The sequence below is a fragment of the Pseudomonas sp. COR18 genome (assembly GCF_048568395.1).
Taxonomy (GTDB): Bacteria; Pseudomonadota; Gammaproteobacteria; order Pseudomonadales; family Pseudomonadaceae; genus Aquipseudomonas; species Aquipseudomonas fuscovaginae_B.
The window spans coordinates 6,626,718-6,647,898 of the sequence record NZ_CP183808.1 but is presented as its reverse complement, the minus strand read 5'-3'; the positions used below and the strand labels follow the sequence as shown (position 1 = coordinate 6,647,898).

Annotated in this window: 16 protein-coding genes and 1 pseudogene; 6 read left to right on the top strand and 11 right to left on the bottom strand. The window is 65.1% G+C overall.

Features of this window, described 5'->3' with window-relative positions; all coding sequences use genetic code 11:
• The first annotated feature begins 94 nt into the window (after positions 1–94).
• Positions 95–1,864 (top strand): EAL domain-containing protein, encoded by a 1,770-nt coding sequence (locus ACM62G_RS29780; protein WP_419736298.1) that lies wholly within the window; start codon positions 95–97, stop codon positions 1,862–1,864.
• Between the two features lie 26 nt (positions 1,865–1,890).
• On the opposite strand, the gene ACM62G_RS29775 is transcribed toward ACM62G_RS29780, so the two are convergent.
• Positions 1,891–2,331, bottom strand: coding sequence for a helix-turn-helix domain-containing protein (locus tag ACM62G_RS29775; RefSeq protein WP_054062396.1), 441 nt, complete (start codon positions 2,329–2,331; stop codon positions 1,891–1,893).
• 114 nt (positions 2,332–2,445) lie between these two features.
• On the opposite strand from ACM62G_RS29775, the gene ACM62G_RS29770 reads away from it, so the two are divergent.
• Positions 2,446–3,630 carry an MFS transporter gene (locus ACM62G_RS29770; RefSeq protein ID WP_419736297.1) on the top strand — a complete coding sequence of 395 codons (1,185 nt, stop codon included), beginning with the start codon at positions 2,446–2,448 and terminating at the stop codon, positions 3,628–3,630.
• 257 nt (positions 3,631–3,887) lie between these two features.
• Positions 3,888–4,793, top strand: a complete 906-nt coding sequence (locus ACM62G_RS29765; RefSeq protein WP_419736296.1) for a methyl-accepting chemotaxis protein — start codon at positions 3,888–3,890, stop codon at positions 4,791–4,793.
• 43 nt (positions 4,794–4,836) lie between these two features.
• On the opposite strand, the gene ACM62G_RS29760 is transcribed toward ACM62G_RS29765, so the two are convergent.
• From ACM62G_RS29760 to ACM62G_RS29730, 7 genes and pseudogenes are all read right to left on the bottom strand, one after another.
• A complete protein-coding gene (locus ACM62G_RS29760; RefSeq protein ID WP_419736295.1) occupies positions 4,837–5,787 on the bottom strand; it encodes a copper resistance protein B in 951 nt (316 codons plus the stop codon).
• Between the two features lie 122 nt (positions 5,788–5,909).
• Positions 5,910–7,658: pseudogene (locus ACM62G_RS29755) on the bottom strand (copper resistance system multicopper oxidase).
• A 234-nt stretch (positions 7,659–7,892) separates the two neighbouring features.
• Positions 7,893–8,957 carry a 2,3-butanediol dehydrogenase gene (locus ACM62G_RS29750; protein WP_273825713.1) on the bottom strand — a complete coding sequence of 355 codons (1,065 nt, stop codon included), beginning with the start codon at positions 8,955–8,957 and terminating at the stop codon, positions 7,893–7,895.
• A gap of 63 nt (positions 8,958–9,020) precedes the next feature.
• Positions 9,021–10,133 carry an acetoin dehydrogenase dihydrolipoyllysine-residue acetyltransferase subunit gene (locus ACM62G_RS29745; RefSeq protein WP_419736294.1) on the bottom strand — a complete coding sequence of 371 codons (1,113 nt, stop codon included), beginning with the start codon at positions 10,131–10,133 and terminating at the stop codon, positions 9,021–9,023.
• Positions 10,130–11,149: an alpha-ketoacid dehydrogenase subunit beta gene (locus ACM62G_RS29740; RefSeq protein ID WP_054060718.1), complete on the bottom strand. Its 1,020-nt coding sequence runs from the start codon at positions 11,147–11,149 to the stop codon at positions 10,130–10,132. The genes ACM62G_RS29745 and ACM62G_RS29740 overlap by 4 nt, the downstream gene beginning before the upstream one ends.
• 68 nt (positions 11,150–11,217) lie before the next feature.
• Positions 11,218–12,192, bottom strand: coding sequence for a thiamine pyrophosphate-dependent dehydrogenase E1 component subunit alpha (locus ACM62G_RS29735; protein WP_419736293.1), 975 nt, complete (start codon positions 12,190–12,192; stop codon positions 11,218–11,220).
• Entirely contained in the window at positions 12,173–13,243 is a 1,071-nt protein-coding gene (locus ACM62G_RS29730) for an ATP-NAD kinase family protein (protein ID WP_419736292.1), read from the bottom strand. The genes ACM62G_RS29735 and ACM62G_RS29730 overlap by 20 nt, the downstream gene beginning before the upstream one ends.
• A gap of 387 nt (positions 13,244–13,630) precedes the next feature.
• On the opposite strand from ACM62G_RS29730, the gene ACM62G_RS29725 reads away from it, so the two are divergent.
• A complete protein-coding gene (locus ACM62G_RS29725) occupies positions 13,631–15,511 on the top strand; it encodes a sigma-54-dependent Fis family transcriptional regulator (RefSeq protein WP_419736291.1) in 1,881 nt (626 codons plus the stop codon).
• Between the two features lie 54 nt (positions 15,512–15,565).
• Here the strand turns inward: ACM62G_RS29725 and ACM62G_RS29720 are convergent, their stop codons facing one another.
• From ACM62G_RS29720 to ACM62G_RS29710, 3 genes are all read right to left on the bottom strand, one after another.
• Positions 15,566–16,483, bottom strand: a complete 918-nt coding sequence (locus ACM62G_RS29720) for an amidohydrolase family protein (RefSeq protein ID WP_054059561.1) — start codon at positions 16,481–16,483, stop codon at positions 15,566–15,568.
• 85 nt (positions 16,484–16,568) lie between these two features.
• Positions 16,569–17,897 (bottom strand): MFS transporter, encoded by a 1,329-nt coding sequence (locus ACM62G_RS29715; protein ID WP_054059560.1) that lies wholly within the window; start codon positions 17,895–17,897, stop codon positions 16,569–16,571.
• An 82-nt stretch (positions 17,898–17,979) separates the two neighbouring features.
• A complete protein-coding gene (locus ACM62G_RS29710) occupies positions 17,980–18,957 on the bottom strand; it encodes a hydroxyacid dehydrogenase (RefSeq protein WP_273825692.1) in 978 nt (325 codons plus the stop codon).
• A 224-nt stretch (positions 18,958–19,181) separates the two neighbouring features.
• On the opposite strand from ACM62G_RS29710, the gene ACM62G_RS29705 reads away from it, so the two are divergent.
• Both ACM62G_RS29705 and ACM62G_RS29700 read left to right on the top strand, forming a co-directional pair.
• Positions 19,182–19,859, top strand: coding sequence for an RraA family protein (locus tag ACM62G_RS29705; RefSeq protein WP_054059558.1), 678 nt, complete (start codon positions 19,182–19,184; stop codon positions 19,857–19,859).
• 85 nt (positions 19,860–19,944) lie between these two features.
• Positions 19,945–21,174, top strand: coding sequence for an MFS transporter (locus ACM62G_RS29700; protein ID WP_273825694.1), 1,230 nt, complete (start codon positions 19,945–19,947; stop codon positions 21,172–21,174).
• The last annotated feature ends 7 nt before the right edge of the window (positions 21,175–21,181 follow it).

The window sequence follows — 21,181 nt, the reverse complement described above, 5'->3', positions numbered from 1 at the left end:
TGAGGTTCCACCTTGCGGAGCCCTCAAGGATGAACAAACCGGCAATGTGCCACTCTTAAGGGCATGCGCCTTTCACACTGCAACTGGAGTTACCATGGACAATACGACAATCGAGCAGGATGAACGCTTGCGTCTGGTCGAGGTCGACCGTTTGACGTCCGAGCTTTCAAGCGGCTCGGACCCTGTGCTGAACAGCGTCGTATCCATGCTCTGCGCTTATTTCAATGTGCCGATCGCATTGGTCAGCATCATTGATCGCGACTATCAGATATTCAAGGCACGGATAGGTATGGCCCTGGAGCGTACGCCGAAGGAGCTGTCCATCTGTGCTCACTGCCTGGGGCAGGAGACGGTGCTGGAAATCTGCGATGCACAGACAGATTCCCGTACTGTCGATAATCCGTTGGTGACGGGGGACCCGTACATCCGCTACTACGCCGGGGCTGCCCTGATGGTCAGGCCCGGTGTGAGTGTAGGCCGCCTGTGCATCATCGACCGGAAGACGCGAGCGGCTCTGAACGAGCGCGATCAGGAGCTGCTGCGCAATGCCGCGCAGATTGTGGTGTCGCGACTGCAGTCCATCCACCAGCAACATTTTTACGACCCGATCACCGGGTTGCCCAATCGGCGGCGCTTCGAGGCTGACCTTCATGAGGCCGATGCATTTGCCGGCCAACTGGCTGTATTGATCGAGCCGATTTCGGCATCTGGCATGGACAGACAGGTGAAGGCTCTGGGTGTGGAGTTCTTCACCGATTTCATGCTCGCGGTCAAGGAAGTCCTGTTGGAGGTGCTGCCTGCATCCGCACGTCTGTATCGGGTCAGTACCCTGAGCTTCCTGACCCTGGTCGAGCCTTGCGAGGCGATGACCTTGCCCGAACAACTCAATAAAATCGTCCTGGCGCTGAGCAGGCCGCTGCACTGTGGCAACGTGCCGGTGTTCGCGGACGTGGCGATCAGTGTTCTGGAACTGGGCGTAGAGGTCGATGCCTCACTCGACAGCCTGCGCCTGATGGCCAGCATGACCGACGCCGCACGTCAAAGCGAACATCGCTGGCTGGGTTATGACCCTGTGGTGGATGCCAGCCTGCGTCGCAGCACCACATTGCTCAACGATCTCGAGGCGGCGCTTATCGCTTCGGATCAATTGCGGCTCGTCTACCAGCCCAGGGTCGGCCTGGCCAATAATCGCTGTGTGGCAGTCGAGGCACTTCTGCGCTGGACCCATCCCACCTTGGGTCCGATCAGCCCCGCGGAATTCATCCCCTTGGCTGAAACGACCGCATCGATTCGTGGCATCACACGCCTGGTGGTCCGGCGTGTCTGCGAGCAACTGGCCCAATGGCAGGCTCAAGGGCTGCAGCTGTCGGTATCGCTGAACATCTCTGCGCTGGATCTGGGTGACGGCCACCTGTTCGAGGACTTGACCCGCGCGCTGAGCGAATACCGCCTGGACGCTCGCCATATAGAACTCGAGTTCACCGAGAGCGCACTCGTGACCGACTTCGATATGGTCCACCAGCAACTGCAACGCTTCCGAGACCTGGGTGTGGCGATTGGCATCGACGATTTTGGCAGTGGCTACAGCAACTGGGTGTATCTGCGCAGAATCCCCGCCACCAGCGTGAAGCTCGACCGTTCGCTGCTGGCCAACCTGCAGCCGGGAAACAATGAGTGGCACATTGTTCGAGGCTTGATCAGCCTTCTGCGCGACTTGAGTCTCACGGTTGTGGCGGAAGGTATAGAAACGGATTTACACCATCACCTCCTGCGTGGCTGGGGATGTGATCAGGGGCAGGGGTATTACTACGCCAAGCCCATGCCGCCCGAGGACCTCGTGGCCTGGTTGGCGAGACCGGTGTGACGCCTTGGGCGGGCCCGCTTCCAGGGTCACCGGTTGGCCTTGAAGGCGGGTGATTTCTTCTTTGCCTGCTTGATGTCGCGCTTGCCGGCCATCTCTACCAGCCGCCGGAAAGTGGGGCATTCCAGGTGGGATGGCGCAGGGCAGTCGGCAACGTGGCGAAGGGTGTCGCGCAGGGCCGTCAGCTCGCGGATCTGGCGGTCAATCTCGTCAGCCTTGTGATGGAGCAAGGGGCGTGACAGGTCCGGCAGGCCATCCCTGCCGAACATGCCGGCAATCTCCCCAAGCGAGAAACCCGCTGATTTACCCATCGAAATCAGCTTGAGCTGCAACAGCACCTCGGGCGAAAACTGCCTGCGCAGCCCATGCCGTGCGATGGACGCGATCAACCCGGCTTCTTCGTAGTAGCGCAGCGCCGAGGGCCTGATCCCGCTCTTCGCCGACACCTCGCCAATATCCAGAAGTTTCATGCTTGACCTCAAGTTGACTTGAAGTTGCAAACTACTTTGAGTCTGAAATTCTGGAAAGGGGGCAAGGTGATGAATTGGGCGCAATCGCTCGTATCGAAGAGAACACAAGCAGGCATGACGTTCACGCTGGCATTGTCGATGCTGCTGACCTCGCTCGGCACCAGCATTGCCAATATCGCGCTGCCCACGCTGGCCGAGGCGTTTTCGGCACCTTTCGCCCAGGTGCAGTCGGTGGTCGTCGCCTACCTGGCGACCCTGACGATCGCGGTCCTGATCGCCGGCCGGCTCGGCGACAGCTTCGGGCTGAAACCGATGCTCATGGCTGGACTGGCGATATTCGGCGTTGCCTCGGGGCTGTGCGGCGTTGCGCCCAACCTGTGGCTGCTGATCGGTGCGAGGGCGCTCCAGGGTATCGGCGCCGCCTTCCTGATGACGCTGGCCATGGCGTTGATGCGCCAGACGGCCAGTGAGGCGCGTATGGGGCGTGCGATGGGCCTGCTCGGTACCGTCTCGGCACTCGGAACAGCGCTGGGCCCCTCGTTGGGAGGGCTCTTGATCGAGGTGACGGGATGGCGCGGGATCTTCTGGGTCCAGTTCCCGCTGGCGTTTATCGCCTTGATCCTGGCTGCCGTGACGCTGCCGGGCGACACCGGCGAGGGCACGACGCCTTCTGCAAGCGTGTGGTCGGTGCTGGGCTGGCGCCTGGTGCCCAACCTGCTTGTCAACGGCCTGGTGGCCGCTGTCATGATGACGACGCTGGTGGTGGGGCCCTTCTTTCTGGGCGTCGGTCTGGGCCTGAAGGCGGCGCAGGTCGGCTGCGTCATGGCCATGGGCCCGGTGATCTCCATCTTCAGCGGGGTTCCCTCGGGACGGCTCGTCGATGCCTGGGGCTGTGACCGTGCACTGGCCCTGGGACTGGCCCTGTTGGCGGCGGGCGCTTTCTTGCTCGCGTTTGTGCCGAACATGATCGGCGTTGCGGGCTACCTGATCTCCATCATCGTCCTGACGCCGGGCTATCAGCTCTTTCAGGCGGCCAACAACACCACCACACTGGCAGACGTGCCCCAGGATCGGCGCGGCACCGTGTCGGGACTGCTCAGCCTGTCGCGCAATGTCGGCCTGATCACCGGGGCATCCGTGATGGGGGCCGTTTTCTCGTACGGTGTCGGAACGCAAGCGTTCTCGCACGCCAGCGCTTTGGCGATCGCTTCCGGCATGCGCCTGACCTTCATACTGGCTGGCGTGATGATGATCGCCTCAATCGTGATCACCTTCGGTCGCGCCTCCTGTCGTTCGTGATAACAACACACCCCTCAGGCCCGGATAACATCGTTTTTCAAAGGGCCACGCTGCCCCCTGTAGTCCTGAAGCACCACGGTGTTTCATCGATGCGAGACCGTGATCCTTGCACCTGCCTGGCGAACCCCTCTTGTCGACAGGGTGCTGTCCCCTTGCCTGGCAGGCATGGGCAAGACCCGCTTCAGGCTCGTACAAGTAATCACCCTGGGCCTGCGATTAGATTCAGTGTTTCGACGTGACGCACAAAGGGCAGGCGCATGTTCTTCAAGAAGCACAAACAGCCACAAGGGTCCGGCGAGGCCCGGCAACTGGAGCAGTCCACGCAGGAAAACGCGCGTCTTACACAGCAGTTGCAGGCGGCCACGCAGTTGGCCGAGCAACAGGCCATTCGCCTGGGGCAGGTTGAGCACGCGCTTGAAACCCTGCATCGGCAACTGGAACCGATGCGCCAGCGGGAGCAGGCTCTCGACCTTGAGGTGCAACAGCACCTGCAGCGGGCTGGCCAGCATCAGTTGGAGGCCAGGGTCTGGGAACTGTTGCAGTCGACCCTGACCGAGGGCTGCTGGGACATCGCGGTGGTCAACGGCGACGTTCAGGACCCGGCCAGTTGCATGCGCTTTTCCAATCAGTTCCGCGTCCTGCTGGGTTACACCGCCCAGGAGTTGCCTGATGGCTGGGAGGCCCAGGTGGGTATCACCCATCCGGACGACTTGCCGAAGATGATGGCAATCTTCGACCGTGAAATCCTCGGTCCCCAAGGCAGTGGCGAGTATGTTTTCGAGTACCGGATGCGGCACAAGAGCCGGGGCTATATCTGGTGCCGCGAGCGTGGCCGCGGAGTGCGCGATGAGCAGGGGCGATTGACCCGGGTGATTGGCGCGGTGCGCGATATCAGCGATGAACGATCGGCCCAGTCAGCCCATCAGCAGATGCTGACGCAGAATCAGGCGACCTACGACCAGATTGCGACGGTGGTGGGGGTGATCAAGGGGATTGCCGACCAGACCAATCTCCTGGCGCTGAACGCGGCGATCGAGGCGGCCAGGGCGGGGGAGGTGGGACGTGGATTTTCCGTGGTGGCCGATGAGGTGCGCAAACTGGCGGAAAGTACCCGCCAGGCGACCCACCAGATTCAGACCATGTTGCACCAGCACAAACAATGAATGGCATCGGCCACTGCCACGGCGGCGCGGGCACGGTTCATGCTCAGAACCACACCCGGATGCCGGCAACGAAACGCGCCTCATCCACGTCCCCATCCTCGTCGCGGATGAAGCCGGCGGTCCTGCCGTAGGCGCGGCTCCAGGTGACGCCGATGTAGGGGGCGAACTGGCGCACGACTTCATAGCGTAACCGCAGCCCGACTTCGGTATTGGAGAGGCCGGAACCCACGCCGCGCGCCGGGTCGTTTTTGCCATGGAAATTGGCTTCAGCGGTTGGCTGCAGGATCAGGCGATTGGTCAGGAGGATGTCGTACTCGCCTTTCAGCCGAGCGGCTGTCCGGCCGTTTTCACCGATGAAGGCGGTGGCCTGGGTTTCGAAGTCATAGAGCGGCATGCCCTGGACGCCGAACGCCGCCCAGGTCTGGGGCGATTGCGGCTTGAAATCCTGGCGTACCCCTGCGACGGCGTCCCACCAGGGGCTGATCGAATGCCCGTACAGCAGCTGCAGCTCGGCGTCCTCGGTGGTGCGATCGGTACGCTGGCCTTCGGAGCGAAGCCAGAGCCGGTCGGTGTCCGTGCCCACCCAGCCCGAGGCTTCCCAGGCCAGGGTGCTGCCCTTGTTGGCAGCCTGGTACTCGAGCTGGTCCAGCAGGAAAAAGCTGTTGATCCGGTTGTCATGGATCTGGTGCCCGCCCAATGGGGGGAAGGCGGCCTGGCGGTCGGCGTCGGTCAGGGCCGGAATCGGCGTCCGGCTGGTCGCCGCCGGCGTAGTCGGGCCAGGGTTCATGCCGGAATGATTCATGGCACCATGATTCATGGCGCCGTGATCCATGCCTGGCATCGATCCCGGCGAGGGTGCGCTATCCGTCTGCATGTTGCCGTGTCCCATCGCCGAATGATCCCTCTCTTGAGCGGCGAAACCGCTCGCTCCACTCAGCAGGCCGAGGGCAGCGGTCAAGGTCAGCAGCGCGGGTCTTGCCAGGTTATTGCTCATGTTGCCCTGCCTTGGCCTGGTCACCGTACCAGGAGAATGGGGTATTGGCTGCAAGCGGGCCTGCCGCCGCCGTGGGGAAAAGGGCGTTACGCTGCATCGGTGGGGTCATCTCGAATCTCCCGTCATTCTTCCACGCGGACTTCCCGGAACATGCCCATTTCCATATGGAACAGCAGGTGGCAGTGATAGGCCCAACGCCCCAGCGCATCGGCCGTTACCCGATAGCTTCGTTTTGAGCCGGGCGGCATGTCGATCGTGTGCTTGCGCACCCGGAAACGGCCGTTCTCATCCTCCAGATCACTCCACATGCCGTGGAGGTGGACGGGGTGAGCCATCATGGTGTCGTTGACCAGGGTGATGCGCAGGCGCTCGCCGTACCTGAGGCGCAGCGGTTCGGCATCGGAGAATTTGATGCCGTCGAAGGACCAGGCGAATTTCTCCATGTGGCCGGTCAGGTGCAACTCGAGCGTGCGGCCCGGCTCCCGGCCGTCCGGGTCGGGGAAGGTGCTGCGCAGGTCCGCATAGGTCAGCACGCGGCGTCCGTTGTTACGCAGCCCGATGCCCGGATCGTTCAGCTTCGGTAGCGGGTTCGTCGCCTGCATGTCGACCAGGGGATTGTGCTTCTCCGAATCCGGATGCCCCTGCCGCGTCGTGCTCAGGCCGGTCATGCGGGCGTGGTCCATGCCGGCCATCGTGCCGTGGTCCATGCCCGGCATACCGCCCGGCATGGTGCCGTGATCCATCCCGCCGTGATCCATGCCCATGTCGTTCATGGACAGCGGGGGGCGCGGGTCGACCGCCGGCACCCGGGCTTGCAAGCCTTCGCGGACGGCCAGGGTACCCCTGGCGTACCCGGTGCGATCCATGGACTGAGCGAAAATGGTGTAGGCCGGCTGGTCTTCAGGCTCGACGATGACATCGTAGGTTTCCGCAACGGCGATGCGGAACTCGTCGACCGAAACCGGATGGACGGGTTGCCCATCCGCGGCGACCACCGTCATCCTGAGGCCGGGAATCCGCACATCGAAATAGCTCATGGCGCAGGCGTTGATGAAGCGCAGGCGGACTTTCTCGCCGAGCTTGAATACGCCGGTCCAGTTGCCGTCCGGGGCCTGGCCGTTCATGAGGTAGGTGTAGGTGTACCCGCTCACGTCGGCCAGGTCGGTGGGGTTCATCCTCATCTCGGCTCACATCCTGCGATCGGCTAACGCGGCCGACCAACCCGTCTCGCTCACATCGCTGATGAAATCCGCGACGGTCCGCTTGTGGAAGTTGTAGTAGTCGGACTGCTTCTTGAGCCTGGAGGCAACCCTTGCCGGGTCCTCGTCTGTCCAGTCGCTGAGCATGACGACGTAATCACGTTCGTGGGTGAATGGCTCGGGGTCCCTGGCATCGATCACCAGTGCGCCGTACACGCCCACCTGCTCCTGGAGGCCGGAGTGGCTGTGGTACCAGTAGGTGCCGCTCTGGCGGACCTTGAACCTGTATTCGTACAGGCCATCGGGCGCGATGCCGTGGAAGCTCAGGCCTGGCACGCCGTCCATGTTCGCCGGCAGGATGATGCCGTGCCAGTGGAGGGAGGTATCCTGCCTGAGGCGGTTATGCACGCGCAGCGTGACGGTATCGCCTTCGCGCCAGCGAAGAGTCGGCCCGGGCAGGGAACCGTTGATTGCCATTGCCGTGCGTGGGGTGCCGGTGATGTTCACCGGCAGCTCACCGATGTAGAGATCGAAGTCGGTGCCCGTCAGCACATTCGGCTGGCCCGGGCTGGTCAGCGCCCAAACCGGGGCGCGCCACATGCCCAGCCCGCCCAGCAGGCCGGTGGCGGCCAGGCCCTTGACGAAGGAACGTCTCGTGGTTTTGCTTTGCATGCCGTTGCGTCCAGTCAGATGATTCGCGGGTCTCCAGGCAGGCCAATGCGGCCGGCCTGGTCCCTGGCTTCGTGATCAAGTTAGTGATCCCGTGCTGTCAGCGACCTGAGCCCGACATTACTTTTCCGTCAGCTTCTGGAGGGGAGATTCTGCTGTTCACCGATGTAACAGGTGGGGTCTGATACCGGCTGCATAACTGAAGAGGGCCGCAACCTGCGGCCCTCAAGGTGAAACTCAAGGCACTTGGGGTGAAACGATAATCTTCACGTTGTGCTCCTTGTTGTTCACGAGCTCCTGGAAGCCCTTCTCGACGATGTCCTCAAGCTCGATGCGTCCGGTGACCAGCGGGGCGATGTCCAGGCGGCCGTCGGCAATGAAGGCGATCACATCGGCAAACTCGCCGTTGTAGGCCAGCGAGCCGAACACCTGCTTCTCGGTCGCCACCAGCTCGAAGAAGTTGAACGAACTGGGTTCCTCGAAGATGCCCACCAGCACGCAGGTGCCGGCCTTGCGAATGGCGTCGATGGCCAGCTTGGCAGTGTGCTGGTTGCCGATGCACTCGAAGCTGACGTCTGCCCCCAGGCCATGGGTGAGGCGGCGCACCTCCGCCAGCACGTCGCATTCGTTCGGGTCGAGCACATGGCTGGCGCCGACCTCACGGGCCTTGGCCTTGCGGGCCGAGGACATCTCCAGCGCGATCACCTGCGCGGCACCGGCGGCCTTGGCGCACATGATGGTGCACAGGCCGATGGTGCCCGCGCCGACTACCACCACGTTGCGCCCCAGCAGGCTGCCGGCCTTCTTCACCGCGTGCATGCCCACCGCCAGCGGCTCGATCAACGCCCCGGCCTCGGCGGGGAAGCCCGCGGGCAGCTTGTACAGCAGGTTGGCCGGTACGTTGACCCATTGGGCGAAGGCGCCGTTGTTCATCAGGCCGGTGAAGGCCAGGTTCTCGCAGATGTTGTACAGACCGTTGCGACAGTAATAGCAGGTCCCGCAGTGCTGGCAGGCGTCGGCCGCGACGACCTCGCCGCTGCTGAAGCCTTCGACGCCGGGGCCGAGCTTGACGATTTCTCCGCAGAATTCGTGGCCGAGAATGCACTGGCCCTTGATGCCGGTGAGCGGGTGTGGCGCTTGCACCGGGATGAACACGGGACCGGCGACGTACTCGTGCAGGTCCGAACCGCAGATGCCGCACCAGTGCACGCGGATCTGCACCCAGCCGGCTGGCGGGTCACCCGGCAGCGGCACGTTTTCCACACGGATATCGTTGCGGCCGTGCCAGACCGCGGCACGCATGCTGTTGGTGTTGAGGGTCATGGCTGTCTCCTGGGCCCGGCCCTATGGGCGGACCCTCGTTGGTCAATGGCGTTTGAGGAAGTCCAGCAGCAGGGCGTTGACCGCCTCGGCGTCTTCGAGCTGGAGCATGTGGGCCTGTTTGGGCAGCACGTGAACTTCGGCAGGCAGCCCCTCGGCGTGGCTGGCCGGGATGATCGCGTCCGCCTCGCCCCAGATCACCAGGGCCGGGTGTTCGGCGGTATCCAGGAGATGGCGCAGGTCGTGCTGCTGCCGGCCGTTGGCGAAGAGCTGGTCGGCAAGCTGCTGCAGCGCCGTGCCCACACCTTCGAGCCGCTTGTACTTGAGCATGTCCTCGAGCATCTGCCGGTTGACCAGTGCCGGGTCGGAGAACAGCTGCACCAACAGCGGCTTGAGCTCGTTGCGACTGTTGGCCCTGACGAAGCCTTGCAGGTAGTCGCCATTGATCTGCGTGCCCAGCCCGGCGCTGGCCAGCAGGCTCAACGTGCGCACCCGCCGAGGCGCCAGCCGTGCGGTATTGAGCGCCACCGCGCCGCCCATGGAGTGCCCGGCGAGGTGTGCCTGCTGGATATCTAGGTGATCGAGCAGGGCGAGTACCGCGCCGCTCAGTTCGTCGAGGTCGCCGCGTTGCAGCGTCTTGCCCGACTCGCCATGGCCCGGCAGGTCCAGAGCGATGACCCGGCGTCCGGCCGCCAGCGTCTCGTGGTTGAACAGCCAGTTGTTCAGGTCGCCGCCGAAACCGTGGATCAGCACCAGCGGTACGCCGCCTTCGCCGCGCTCGAAGTAACGCACGACACGCCCCTGCAGCTCGACTTTCTGTGGTGTGGGCCCGCTGTCAGCCTCGCTGCCGTCGTTCGGAACGAACTCGGCCTGGAAGCGCCTGACCACTTCGTCGATCTCTTCGTCGCTGGCTTCACCTTCGACGACCACGCCCAGCAGGGCGCCGACCGGCAGGACTTCTTCCTCGCGTGCCACCTGCCGGCGAAGGACGCCGCTGAAGGGCGCCTCGACGCTGCTGCTGATCTTGTCGGTCTCCACATCGAGCACCTCGTCGCCTTTCTCGATGACGTCGCCGTTATCTTTGAGCCACGAGTCGATACGCCCCTCGGTCATCGACAGGCCCCACTTGGGCATGGTCAGGGTATGGATTCGGCTCATGCCACCTTCCTCCCTTGCACCAGTTCCAGGACCGTGGCCTCGATCTTCGCCGCGCTGGGGATATACAGGTCTTCCAGGGCGTCGGAGAAGGGCACCGGTGTATGCGGCGCAGTGACCTGGCGGATCGGGCCCTTGAGCGAATCGAACGCCTGTTCGGCCACCAGCGCGGCGATGTCGGTGGCCATGGAGCAACGGGGGTTGGCCTCGTCGATCACCACCAGGCGACCGGTCTTTTCCACGCTTTCGAGGATGCTGTCGGCGTCCAGCGGGCTGGTGGTGCGCAGGTCCAGCACCTCGCAGGAGACTCCCTGGCGCGCCAGGCTGGCGGCGGCGTCCATGGCCAGGTGGACCATGCGCCCGTAGGTCACCAGGGTCACGTCATCACCCTCGCGCAGGAAGTTGGCTTCGCCGAAGGGCACGGTGTACAGCTCCTCCGGCACCTCGCCCTGCATCGAGTAGAGCAGCTTGTGTTCGCAGAAGATCACCGGGTCGTTGTCGCGGATGGCCTGGATCAGCAGCCCCTTGGCGTCATACGGCGAGGACGGGCAGACCACCTTGAGCCCGGGGATATGCGTCCAGAGTGCGGTGAGCATCTGCGAGTGCTGGGCGGCGGCGCGCAGGCCGGCACCGACCATGGTGCGGATCACCAGCGGGGTCACCGCCTTGCCACCGAACATGTAGCGAAACTTGGCCGCCTGGTTGAGGATCTGGTCCAGGCAGCAGCCGGCGAAATCGACGAACATCAGTTCGCACACCGGGCGCAGGCCACGGGTCGCGGCGCCCACGGCGGCACCGACGTAGCCGATCTCCGACAGCGGGGTATCCAGCACGCGGCCGGGGAATTGGTGGAACAGGCCCTTGGTGACGCCGAGTACGCCGCCCCAGGCGTCGTCCTCACCGGGTGCGCCAGCACCGCCGGCGTTATCCTCGCCCATGATGAACACCGTCTGGTCGCGGCGCATTTCCTGGGCCAGGGCTTCGTTGATGGCCTGCTGGTAACTGATCTTTCTGGCCATGATGGCTCTCCTCTTGTTGTTCCATGGGCCGGGGTGCGGGTCTGTCGCACGGCGCCCGGCGGCTGATCTCAGGGGTAGGCGACGTACACGTCGCTCAGCAGGTCGGCTGGCGACGGCTTGGGATCGGCCTTGGCGCGCAGCACGGCTTCATCGATGCTCGCGTGCACTTCGGCGTCGATGCCGTCCAGGGCGCTGGCCTGCAGCAGGCCGGCGCGCACGGTGCGCTCGCGGAACTGCATCAGGCAGTCGCGGTTTTCGCGGTAGTGCTTGACCTCATCGGGGGCACGGTAGGTCTGGGCATCGCCTTCGAAGTGGCCGTAGTAGCGGGTGAGTTTCACCTCGATCAGCGACGGGCCCTCGCCGGCGCGGGCGCGTTCGATGGCGGCCCCGGCGGCTTCGTGCACGGCGAAGAAGTCGAAGCCGTCCACCGTCACCCCGGGCATGCCGAAACCGGCGGCACGGTCGGCGATGTGATCGCAGGCCACCGACCAGTTCGAGGCCGTGGCCTCGGCGTAGCCGTTGTTCTCGGCAACGAAGATGCACGGCAGGTTCCACACCGAGGCCAGGTTCATCGCCTCGAACACCGCACCCTCGTTGGAGCCGCCGTCGCCGAAGAAGGCCACGGCCACCGCGCGGTTGCCCTTGAGCTTGGCGGCCAGTGCCGCACCGGCCGCCAGCGGTGCGCCGGCGCCGACGATGCCGTTGGCGCCGAGCATGCCCTTGGACAGGTCGGCGATGTGCATGGAGCCACCCTTGCCCTGGCAGACGCCGGTCTTCTTGCCGTAGATCTCGGCCATCATGCCGTACACGTCCACCCCCTTGGCGATGCAGTGACCGTGGCCGCGGTGGGTGGAGGCGATGCAGTCCTCGTCGTCGAGGTGGGCCATGACCCCGGCGGCGGAGGCCTCCTCGCCGGCGTACAGGTGCACGAAGCCGGGAATCTCGCCGGTGGCGAACTCCACGTGCAGGCGTTCCTCGAAGGCGCGAATGGTGCGCATCACGCGATAGGCATGGAGCAGTTGTTCAGTCGGTAGCGTGGACATTTTCTTGTTCTCCAGGGTGGTTCACGGGCTTGCCGGCAACGGCCAGCAGATGATGGTGGGCGGCGAAGGCCAGGGCGGCCTCGACGTCGATGCTCAGCGGGCCGTCAAGTTCGAGGGTGATGCTGGGGCGGTCGGCGGCGACGAACTCGATCTCGCGTTCACCGTCCAGCGCCAGAGTGCCGGCGGCCAGCAGCGGCAGGCGCGGCACCCCCGGCTCGAGGCTGCCGCTGGCGACGATGCCGCAGGCTTGCAGCAGGCCCGGGGCCAGCGGCGCCAGCAGTGCCTCGTCAGCCTGCGGGGAGAGGCGCAGCCAACTGCCGCGGGGACAGCGCCGTGACACCGGGTTCCACAACCCGCACAGCGAGGACAGGCCGATGGCGTGGGGCTCGGCGAACGCCGCGTGGATTTCCGCCAGGTCCTCGGCGCGGCTGATGGCGCGGGCGCCGGTGAAGGTCAGCGGCGAGACGGCGACCTCCACCAGGGCGATCTCGTCGATACCCCGTGCCGCCAGTCGCACGCGCAGGCGCTTGTTGCGTCGCAGGCCGACCTGCGGAGGAATCCGCCCGCTGGCATAGAGCCCGCCGGCCAGCCCGGCCCCGGTGGCCTCGCGCAGCTCCGGGAAGGCGTTGTTGGTTCCGGTGGACAGGCACAGCAGGGGGATGTCACCGACCTCGGCGGCCACTGCCTTGTGTGTGCCGTCGCCACCGAGCACGGCCACCAGGCTGACGCCTCGCTCGACCAGCAGGCGCGCGGCCAGGCGGGTGTCCTCCACGCTCTGGCGCAGCGGCATGTCGAGGAACTCCAGGCGTGGCCAGCGGTTTTCGCGGGCGTGGCGGCCGCTGCTCGCCTTGAGCACGGCCGCGGCGATGCCGGTCATGTCCGGTGGCATCAGCACCTCCTCGATGCCGGTGGCACCGAAGGCGCCCAGCAGGCGCTGGACCACGGCGGCCTTGTCGGTGCTGGAGTAGAGCCCGGCATTCGCGGTCAGGCGGCGCAGGTCCCGTCCCGAGGCGGGGTTGGCGATGATGCCGACACGCAGTGGGGCGCTCATAGGGACAGGCCGCCACCGACGGCGTTGATCAGGGCGACCTTGCCGGCCAGGAAGCAGGGCGAAGCAACAGTTGCGGACATGAGGCACCTCTGATTGTTGTTGTGGGTGCGGGATGACGTCCCGGTGTCTGCCGGGTCATAGCAAGGGCGGTGCCAGGGCGCTATTCATGACGGCGCATGTGGTGTGCCAGAGCGGTTGGTGCCGTATCGGGCGGGGCCTGGGGCCACAGCTGAATGAGACGGGCCATGTCAGCCTGCCCGGCGCTGCGGTGAGACGTTGAGACGCTGCGTCTCAGTCGGCCGCCGCCTGTTCGTGGCACTTGTCCCGCAGGCGAGGCGGGGCTTAAATGAGCGCAACAAGAACAATGAAACACGCCGTGGAGGCCCCATGCTTCCTGCCTACTCCAGAGCCCACGTGGACTGTGTCAGCCGTGTGTTGCGTCATGCCGGCCGTTTGCCTGAAGCGCCGGTACCGAACCTGATCCTCGACTCCTGGCGCCGCTCGATGGAGCAGCACCACCTGGATCCGGGCTCCCTGCAGGGCCCGCGGATCCTGAGCCAGACGCTGCTCAGGGAATACCGAGAGCGCGCCGAGAGCTTCCTGTGCATCGCCGGCGAGGAGGTCTCGCGGCTGCATGGCCGGGTGCGCGACGCCGACTACTGTGTGCTGCTCACCGACGCCCAGGGTAATACCATCGACTATCGCGTGGAGTCGGCGATCCGTGCCGATTGCCGGCGTGCCGGGCTGTACCTGGGAACCTGCTGGTCGGAAGGCGAGGAGGGCACCTGTGGCGTGGCCGCGGTGCTGACCAATGGCATCCCGGTGACGGTGCACAAGCGTGACCATTTCCGCGCCGCCTTCATCGGCCTGACCTGCTCGGCGGCACCGGTGTTCGACCCCTGGGGCGAACTGCTCGGTGTCCTCGACGTGTCGGCCGTCGAATCCCCGGATGACCGCCGCAGCCAGCATCTGATCCGACAGATGACCGTGCAGAGTGCCCGTGACATCGAAAACGCCTTCTTCATGCACAGCACCCGTGGCCTGTGGGTGTTGCGGGCACACGCCGCCCCCGGCTATGTCGACAGCCAGCCGGAGTTTCTCTTCGCCTGGGACGCCGACGGTTGCGTACAGGCGCTCAACCCCTCGGCCCGGCATTACCTGCTGGAGCGCCATGGACAACTGCCACGGCACATCGGCGAGGTCTTCGATCCGGACCTGTTGCACGCGGCCGCCGACGAACATCCGCGGCATGTTGCCGAGCACGGCCTGCATATTCGTCTGAGCGTTCCCCGGGGCGCGCAAAAGAGGGCGGTTGCGCGCCACGCCGCCGGCGAACCGGATCCGCGGATCGCCGAGAGCCTGCGCCTGGCGGTCCGCGTCAAGGACCGCAACCTGCCCGTGCTGATCCATGGCGAAACCGGCGCCGGCAAGGAGGTCTTCGCCCGCCAGTTGCATGAGCAAAGCGCGCGGCGCGACAAGCCCTTCGTGGCGCTCAATTGCGCCGCGATCCCCGAGAGCCTGATCGAGAGCGAGCTGTTCGGTTATGTCGCCGGCGCCTTTACCGGTGCCGAGCGCAAGGGCGCGCGCGGGCTGCTGCAGCAGGCCGATGGCGGCACGTTGTTCCTCGACGAGATCGGTGACATGCCGCTGGCCCTGCAGACGCGCCTGCTGCGGGCGCTGGCCGAGGGCGAAGTGGCGCCGCTGGGCGCGGCGCGGCGGCAGGCGGTGGACATTCAGGTGATCTGCGCCAGCCACCGCGACCTGTCGACCCTGGTGGCCGAAGGCGCCTTTCGCGAGGACTTGTATTTTCGTCTCAGCGGTGCGCGTTTCGAACTGCCGCCGCTGCGCGAGCGTAGCGACAAGCTGGACCTGATCAACCGCATCCTCGACGAGGAAGCCGCACGCTGCGGCTTGCGCCTGGGGTTGGGGGCTGCGGCCCTGGAGTGTCTGTTGGGCTACAGCTGGCCGGGCAACGTGCGCCAGTTGCGCCATGTCCTGCGCTACGCCTGCGCCATCTGTCCAGGTGACAGCATCCGCCTGGAGGACCTGCCCGAGGATCTGCACGGCCGCTTGCCACCGGTGCGGGCGGAGGGCCCCGCCAGTCCCGAGCGCCAGGCGTTGCTCGAGGCCCTGGTGCGCCATCGCTGGCAGCCGGGGCCGGCGGCGCAAGCCCTGGGTATCTCCCGGGCGACCTTGTATCGGCGCGTGAAGCAGCATGACATCGTGATGCCGCGGGTCAAGCCCCATGAACCGGTGCCAGGCCGTTGAAACCCTCCAACGGTCGGCAACGGAGGCGGGCGCCGGGGCAGCGCCCGCAGCGAATCAGAAACCGTACAGGCTGACAGGGTTGTCGCGCAGGATCAGGGCGCGGGTGCTTTCCTCCGGCGCCCAGGCCAGCAGCAGGTCCAGGACAGAGGCATCATCCGGCTTCTGCCCGCTGGCGAGGGTCGGGTGTGGCCAGTCGCTGCCCCAGAGCATGCGCTGGGGGTAGCGACCGATCAGGTGGCCGGCCACCCTCCCGACATCCTCGAACCCCGGAGCGCCAACCTTCGAGCGTAGGTACGGTGCCGAGAGCTTCACCCATGCCCGACCGCTGTCGAGCAATTGCACGAGCGAGGCAAATGCCGCCGACTTGAGGCCTTCAGGCTGGGGGACGTGGCCCATGTGGTCGATGACGATGCTCCCTGGCAATTTGAGCAGCCGCGGCGCCACTTCCGGCAGCAAGGGCCCGGTTGCGAACTGGACATTCCAGCCCAGCTCGTTGACCCGTGCGCCAAGACGTTCGAGATCGTCCAGGGCGGTACCGCCGAGGCTGAGGTTGAAGCGGATACCCCGTACGCCGGCGTCCTGCAGGCGGGCCAGTTCGGCGTCGGTGACCGAACCATCCACCACGGCGACTCCGCGTGCATCCCCCCGGCTGCGCAGCAGGCCATCAAGCATGACACGGTTGTCGGTGCCGTAGGTGGACGGCGTCACGATCACCATGCGGCGGATGCCCAGGCGTTTCTGCAGCGCGCGGTAGTCCTCCAGCGAGGCATCGGGTGGCAGCAGGGTGGCGTTGGGGGCCGCCGGGATACGGCTGTCGTACAGGTGCATGTGGCAGTCCACGCTGCCAGCCGGCGGAGTCAGTCGGGGGCTGGCTTCCCCCTCGCTGAAGGGCACCTTGGCCAGGGCGCCCATGGAGGCGGCGGCGCCGAGTGCGCCTCCCGCCAGCAGGAAATGACGACGTGACAGGGACATCGGGCATACCTCGATTATTGTTGTTCTGGGGGCACGATACCCACCGCCGAGGGCGGAGGTGGGTATCGCGGGGAGGGGCAGCGACTTACTTGGCGCTGGCCGCGGGGACGGGTGCGGCCTGCTCAAGCTGGCGTTTGCGACCGATGACCAGCACGCTGATGCCGGCGAAGGTGCACAGGGCTGCCAGTGGCATCAGCGCCAGGGCATAGCTGCCGGTGGCATCGTGGATGGCGCCGTAGGCGTTGACCATCAGGCCGCCACCGATCAGGTTGGCCATGGCCCCCACGGCGGCCAGGCCGGCGGCGGCGGTGGATGACGAAAGCCAGCCGGAAACCAGCGCCCAGAACGGGCCTTTCATCGAGTAGGCACCGACCAGCACCAGGGTCAGCATGAACACCGTGGCGGCCAGCGACGAGGTGAACAGGGTCATCAGCAGGCCGGCGGCGATCAGCAGCAGGGTCATGGCGGTGTGCCAGCGGCGTTCACCGGTACGGTCCGAGCTGCGGCCCCAGATGATCATCAGTACCGAGGCGATGCCGTAGGGGATGGCATTGACCAGGCCGATCTGCAGGGAAGTCAGGCCGAAGGTCTTGAGCAGTTGTGGCGCCCACACGCTCATGGTGCTGCCCGCCGCGGAGGCCCCCGAATAGATCAGCGCCAGCACCCAGATATCCTTGTGGCGCAGCAGCTTCCACAGGGAAATGTGGCCGATGGCGGTCTTTTTAGAGGCTTCGTCAGCCAGGCGGCTGGTGAGCCAGGAGCGTTGCTCGTCGGTGAGCCACTGGGCCTGCTCCGGACGGTCGGTCAGCACGAACAGGCAGGCGATACCCAGCAGCACCGCCGGAATGCCTTCGAGGATGAACAGCCAGTGCCAGCCGCGCATGCCCATCCAGCCGTCCAGTCCCAGCAGCAGGCCCGACAACGGCGAACCGATGAAGTTGGCCGCCGGAATGGCCACCATGAACAACGCCACCATGCGGGCACGGTAGGCCGACGGCAGCCAGTAGGTGAGGTAGAGCAGCACGCCGGGGAAGAAGCCGGCCTCGGCCGCCCCCAGCAGGAAGCGCATCACATAGAGCGAGTTGGCCCCCTGGACGAAGGCGGTGCCGGCGGAGATCAGGCCCCAGGTGATCATGATCCGGGCAATCCAGATTCGTGCGCCGTAGCGCTGCATGGCCAGGTTGCTGGGGACTTCGATGAGGAAGTAGGCGAAGAAGAACAGGCTGCTGGCGAAGCCGAAGACCTTGGCTGTCAGGTTAAGGTCCGCATTCATCTGCAGCGAGGCCATGCCGATGTTGCCGCGGTCGATGATCGCGATCAGGTAGCAGACGATGAGGAAGGGTAGCAGTCGCCAGGCGACCCGCCGCATGGTACTGCGCTCGAGTGCGTCAGGCTGGGAAGTTGCAGGATTCATGGGGCTCTCCGATTGTTTTTTTTCTGGAGTTTCGCTGGGTGAAGGCGCTCGGCCGGGCAACGGCCGGGCGCCTGTCTATCGATCAGTTGTCGAGCAGGTGGCGATTGACGACGCAGCGCGGATCCAGGGCCTTGCCCGCCCAGGTGTCGAGTACCTGGCCCAGGGCGACCAGTCCGACCCGATCCCTGGCTGCTGAGGTGTTGGCGCCGACATGGGGAGTGGCAACCAGTGTTGGCAGCCCCCACAGCGGGCTGTCGGCAGGCGGCGGCTCGGGGTTGAAGGTATCCAGGCCGGCACCGGCGATCCTGCGCTCGCTCAGCGCCTGTACCAGGGCGTCGGTGTCGATCAGCTCGCCCCGTGCGGTGTTGATCAGGATGCACTCGGGACGCATGCGGGCGAACTGATCGGCAGCGATCAGGTCGCGGTTGCTCTCGGTCAGCGGGCAATGCAGGCTGATGATATCGCTTTGGCTCAGCAGGCGATCGAAGTCTTCCTCCCGCTCGACATGGGCGCGCTCCGGCAACTGCTTGAGGTAGGGGTCGTACACCTTGACCTTCATGCGCAGGGGCGCGACCAGGTCCATGAGAATGCTGCCGATCGAGCCCAGCCCGACCAGGCCGAGGGTCTTGCCGAACAGCTCGATGCCGTTGGCCGAGCTCTTGTCCCAGTGCCCATCGCGCATCCGCGCATCGAGCAGCGCGGTTTGCCGGGCCACGCTGAACATCAATGCAAAGGCATGCTCGGCCACGGACTGGGCGTTGGCACCGACCGCGATGGAGACCGGGATACCGTGATCCGCGGCGGCCTGGATGTCGATGGTGTTGTAGCCGACGCCATGCTTGGCGATCACCTTGAGTTTGCTCGAAGCCTGGATCATGTCGCGGGTCAGCTTGCCCTGGCGAACGATGATCGCGTCGGGCTGCTCGGCGCGGATGATCGCTTCCAGCTCCTGCTCCGGCAGATACGGTGTGGTCGGGATCACTCGGATGCCGTGCTCGGCGGCGAGTGTCATGGCATCGGCGGCGAGTTCAGGGCCGGTAAGCAGCAGGGTGCGGGACATCGTGAATACCTTGTTCTTGTCTGGGCAAATGCGCTCGCTCGGAAGCGGCGATGATTAACCCTAACATAATGAAATGGCGTTGCAAGAAAATGATTCTGCTGTTCGTCGAGTCCACGAACTCAGGTTGAAAAAGCATTTGCCAATGCAAATATGAAATGACATTCTAAAAATGTGATTCGGCAGCTGTCGAAGACATCCAATAAAAACCAAGAGAGGTAGGTCACATGAGCATTGGCTTCCAAGTGCTTGAGCGCGCGCGCAAGGTCGGCACAGAATGGGTTGGGCGCTATCGCGAGGTTCCGGTCGCCAACGTCAGCGACTCGATGAATCGCATGACCGCAGGCGGAGCCCGACTGCGCCCGATGCATCGCGCAGGCGTACTCGCCGGCCCGGCACTGACCGTCAAGGCGCGCCCTGGTGACAACCTCATGCTGCATTACGCGATCGATATCGCCGAGCCCGGCGATGTCATCGTGGTGGACGCCGGAGGCGACCTGACCAACGCCCTGATCGGCGAAATGATGGTGGCCTACGCGGTCAAGCGTGGTGTGGCCGGTATCGTGGTCAATGGCGCGATCCGCGATGCCGCGAGCATTGGCGAAGGCGACTTTCCGATGTTTGCCGCCGGTATTTCGCACCGGGGGCCGTACAAGGATGGGCCGGGTGAGATCAACGTGCCGATCGCCATTGATGGTATGGTGATCGAGCCGGGCGACCTGGTCATCGGTGATGACGATGGCCTGCTGTGCGTGCCTTACGACCATGTTGCCGAAGTCTACGAGCGTGCGACCGCCAAGCATGCTGCCGAAACCGCCCAGATGGAGCACATTGCCCAGGGTACCAATGACCGCTCCTGGGTCCTGGATTCCCTGAAGAAGAAAGGTTGCCTGCTGCCGGGCTGATTCAGCACAGAATGCATACCTCGCCACCGGTATGCACGAGGCGATGAGTTGGACACGGACGCGGGCCTATTGAGGATACGCAGTCTTGTCCGATTCATCGTCGTCTCGTCGTAACCCGTGGCCCGCGGCCGTTCGGGCGCTCGCTTATCGCAACTTCCAGATCTACTTCATTGGCCAGGGTGTCTCGACCCTGGGCAAATGGGTGCAGCAGGTCGCCTTGTCCTGGCTGGCCTATCACCTGACAGGCTCGGCCGTCCTGCTGGGCCTGATCACCTTTCTTTCGCTGGCCCCCCAACTGGTGATCGGTCCGCTCGCCGGCGCCTGGATCGACCGCCATGACAAGCGCCGGTTGTTGATCGCTGTGCAGGGGATGCTGGTGGTGCAATCGCTTGTCCTGGCCCTGGCAACCAGCCAGGGCTGGATCGATGGAGTGTTCATCGCCGTGATGGCGCTGCTGCTGGGTTTGCTCAATGCCCTGGAGACTCCTTTGCGCCAGGCGCTGATCGGCAGTTTCGTCGACGACCCTGCGGACTTGCCGAACGCCCTGGCGCTCAATGCCATGCTCATCAATGCGGCGCGTTTCGTCGGCCCACCCCTGGCGGGCGGCCTGATCGCCCTGGCTGGCGAAGCGCCCTGTTTCATGCTCACGGCCCTGGGGTTCCTGGCGTTGCTCGGTGGCCTGCTGAAGGTGCGCGGCACGCCGGCGCCCAAGGCCGCCGGATCGACTGCCCAGGTGTTTCGCGAGGGGCTGGCCTACATGTGGCGCAGCCGAAGCGTTCGCCAGCTCATGGGCAACGTCATCATGGTGAACCTGCTGGCCTCCTGCTACGCCGCCTTGCTGCCCATTCTGGCCAAGGCCGTGTATGCCGGCGATGCGCGTATTCTCGGCTGGCTCTGGGGGGCGGCAGGGGCGGGCGCCTTTGTCGCCACCCTGGTGCTGGCGGTCGGGGGCGCGCAGCAGCGCTTGCGGCGCTTTACCGATGCCGGTGCGCTGCTCTGCGCGGTGGCCCTGATCGGGCTGTGGCTCTCGGAGGCGCTGCCATGGGCGCTGCTGGCCCTGGGGCTGCTGGGGTTTGGCATCACCTTGAACAACGTCAGCACCAACATGCAGTTGCAGAGCACTGCGCCGGCCCAGTTGCGTGGTCGCGTGGTCGCGTTCTACATCGCCATGCGTTTCGGTTTCGAAGCGCTGGGCGGCATGTTGGCGGGGTTGATGGCCGCCCATTGCGGTGCGCCGGCAACCCTGGGGATTGCCGGCGGCCTGTTGGCGGTCGGTCTTCTGGTGATCCTGGTCGCGCGGCGCCCTTTGCGATAAGGCGCCA

Coding starts and splice junctions, on each gene's coding strand:
- ACM62G_RS29780 (WP_419736298.1), top strand. CDS start 95: ATGGACAATACGACAATCGAGCAGGATGAACGCTTGCGTCTGGTCGAG.
- ACM62G_RS29775 (WP_054062396.1), bottom strand. CDS start 2,331: ATGAAACTTCTGGATATTGGCGAGGTGTCGGCGAAGAGCGGGATCAGG.
- ACM62G_RS29770 (WP_419736297.1), top strand. CDS start 2,446: ATGACGTTCACGCTGGCATTGTCGATGCTGCTGACCTCGCTCGGCACC.
- ACM62G_RS29765 (WP_419736296.1), top strand. CDS start 3,888: ATGTTCTTCAAGAAGCACAAACAGCCACAAGGGTCCGGCGAGGCCCGG.
- ACM62G_RS29760 (WP_419736295.1), bottom strand. CDS start 5,787: ATGAGCAATAACCTGGCAAGACCCGCGCTGCTGACCTTGACCGCTGCC.
- ACM62G_RS29750 (WP_273825713.1), bottom strand. CDS start 8,957: ATGCGTGCCGCGGTCTGGCACGGCCGCAACGATATCCGTGTGGAAAAC.
- ACM62G_RS29745 (WP_419736294.1), bottom strand. CDS start 10,133: ATGAGCCGAATCCATACCCTGACCATGCCCAAGTGGGGCCTGTCGATG.
- ACM62G_RS29740 (WP_054060718.1), bottom strand. CDS start 11,149: ATGGCCAGAAAGATCAGTTACCAGCAGGCCATCAACGAAGCCCTGGCC.
- ACM62G_RS29735 (WP_419736293.1), bottom strand. CDS start 12,192: ATGTCCACGCTACCGACTGAACAACTGCTCCATGCCTATCGCGTGATG.
- ACM62G_RS29730 (WP_419736292.1), bottom strand. CDS start 13,243: ATGAGCGCCCCACTGCGTGTCGGCATCATCGCCAACCCCGCCTCGGGA.
- ACM62G_RS29725 (WP_419736291.1), top strand. CDS start 13,631: ATGCTTCCTGCCTACTCCAGAGCCCACGTGGACTGTGTCAGCCGTGTG.
- ACM62G_RS29720 (WP_054059561.1), bottom strand. CDS start 16,483: ATGTCCCTGTCACGTCGTCATTTCCTGCTGGCGGGAGGCGCACTCGGC.
- ACM62G_RS29715 (WP_054059560.1), bottom strand. CDS start 17,897: ATGAATCCTGCAACTTCCCAGCCTGACGCACTCGAGCGCAGTACCATG.
- ACM62G_RS29710 (WP_273825692.1), bottom strand. CDS start 18,957: ATGTCCCGCACCCTGCTGCTTACCGGCCCTGAACTCGCCGCCGATGCC.
- ACM62G_RS29705 (WP_054059558.1), top strand. CDS start 19,182: ATGAGCATTGGCTTCCAAGTGCTTGAGCGCGCGCGCAAGGTCGGCACA.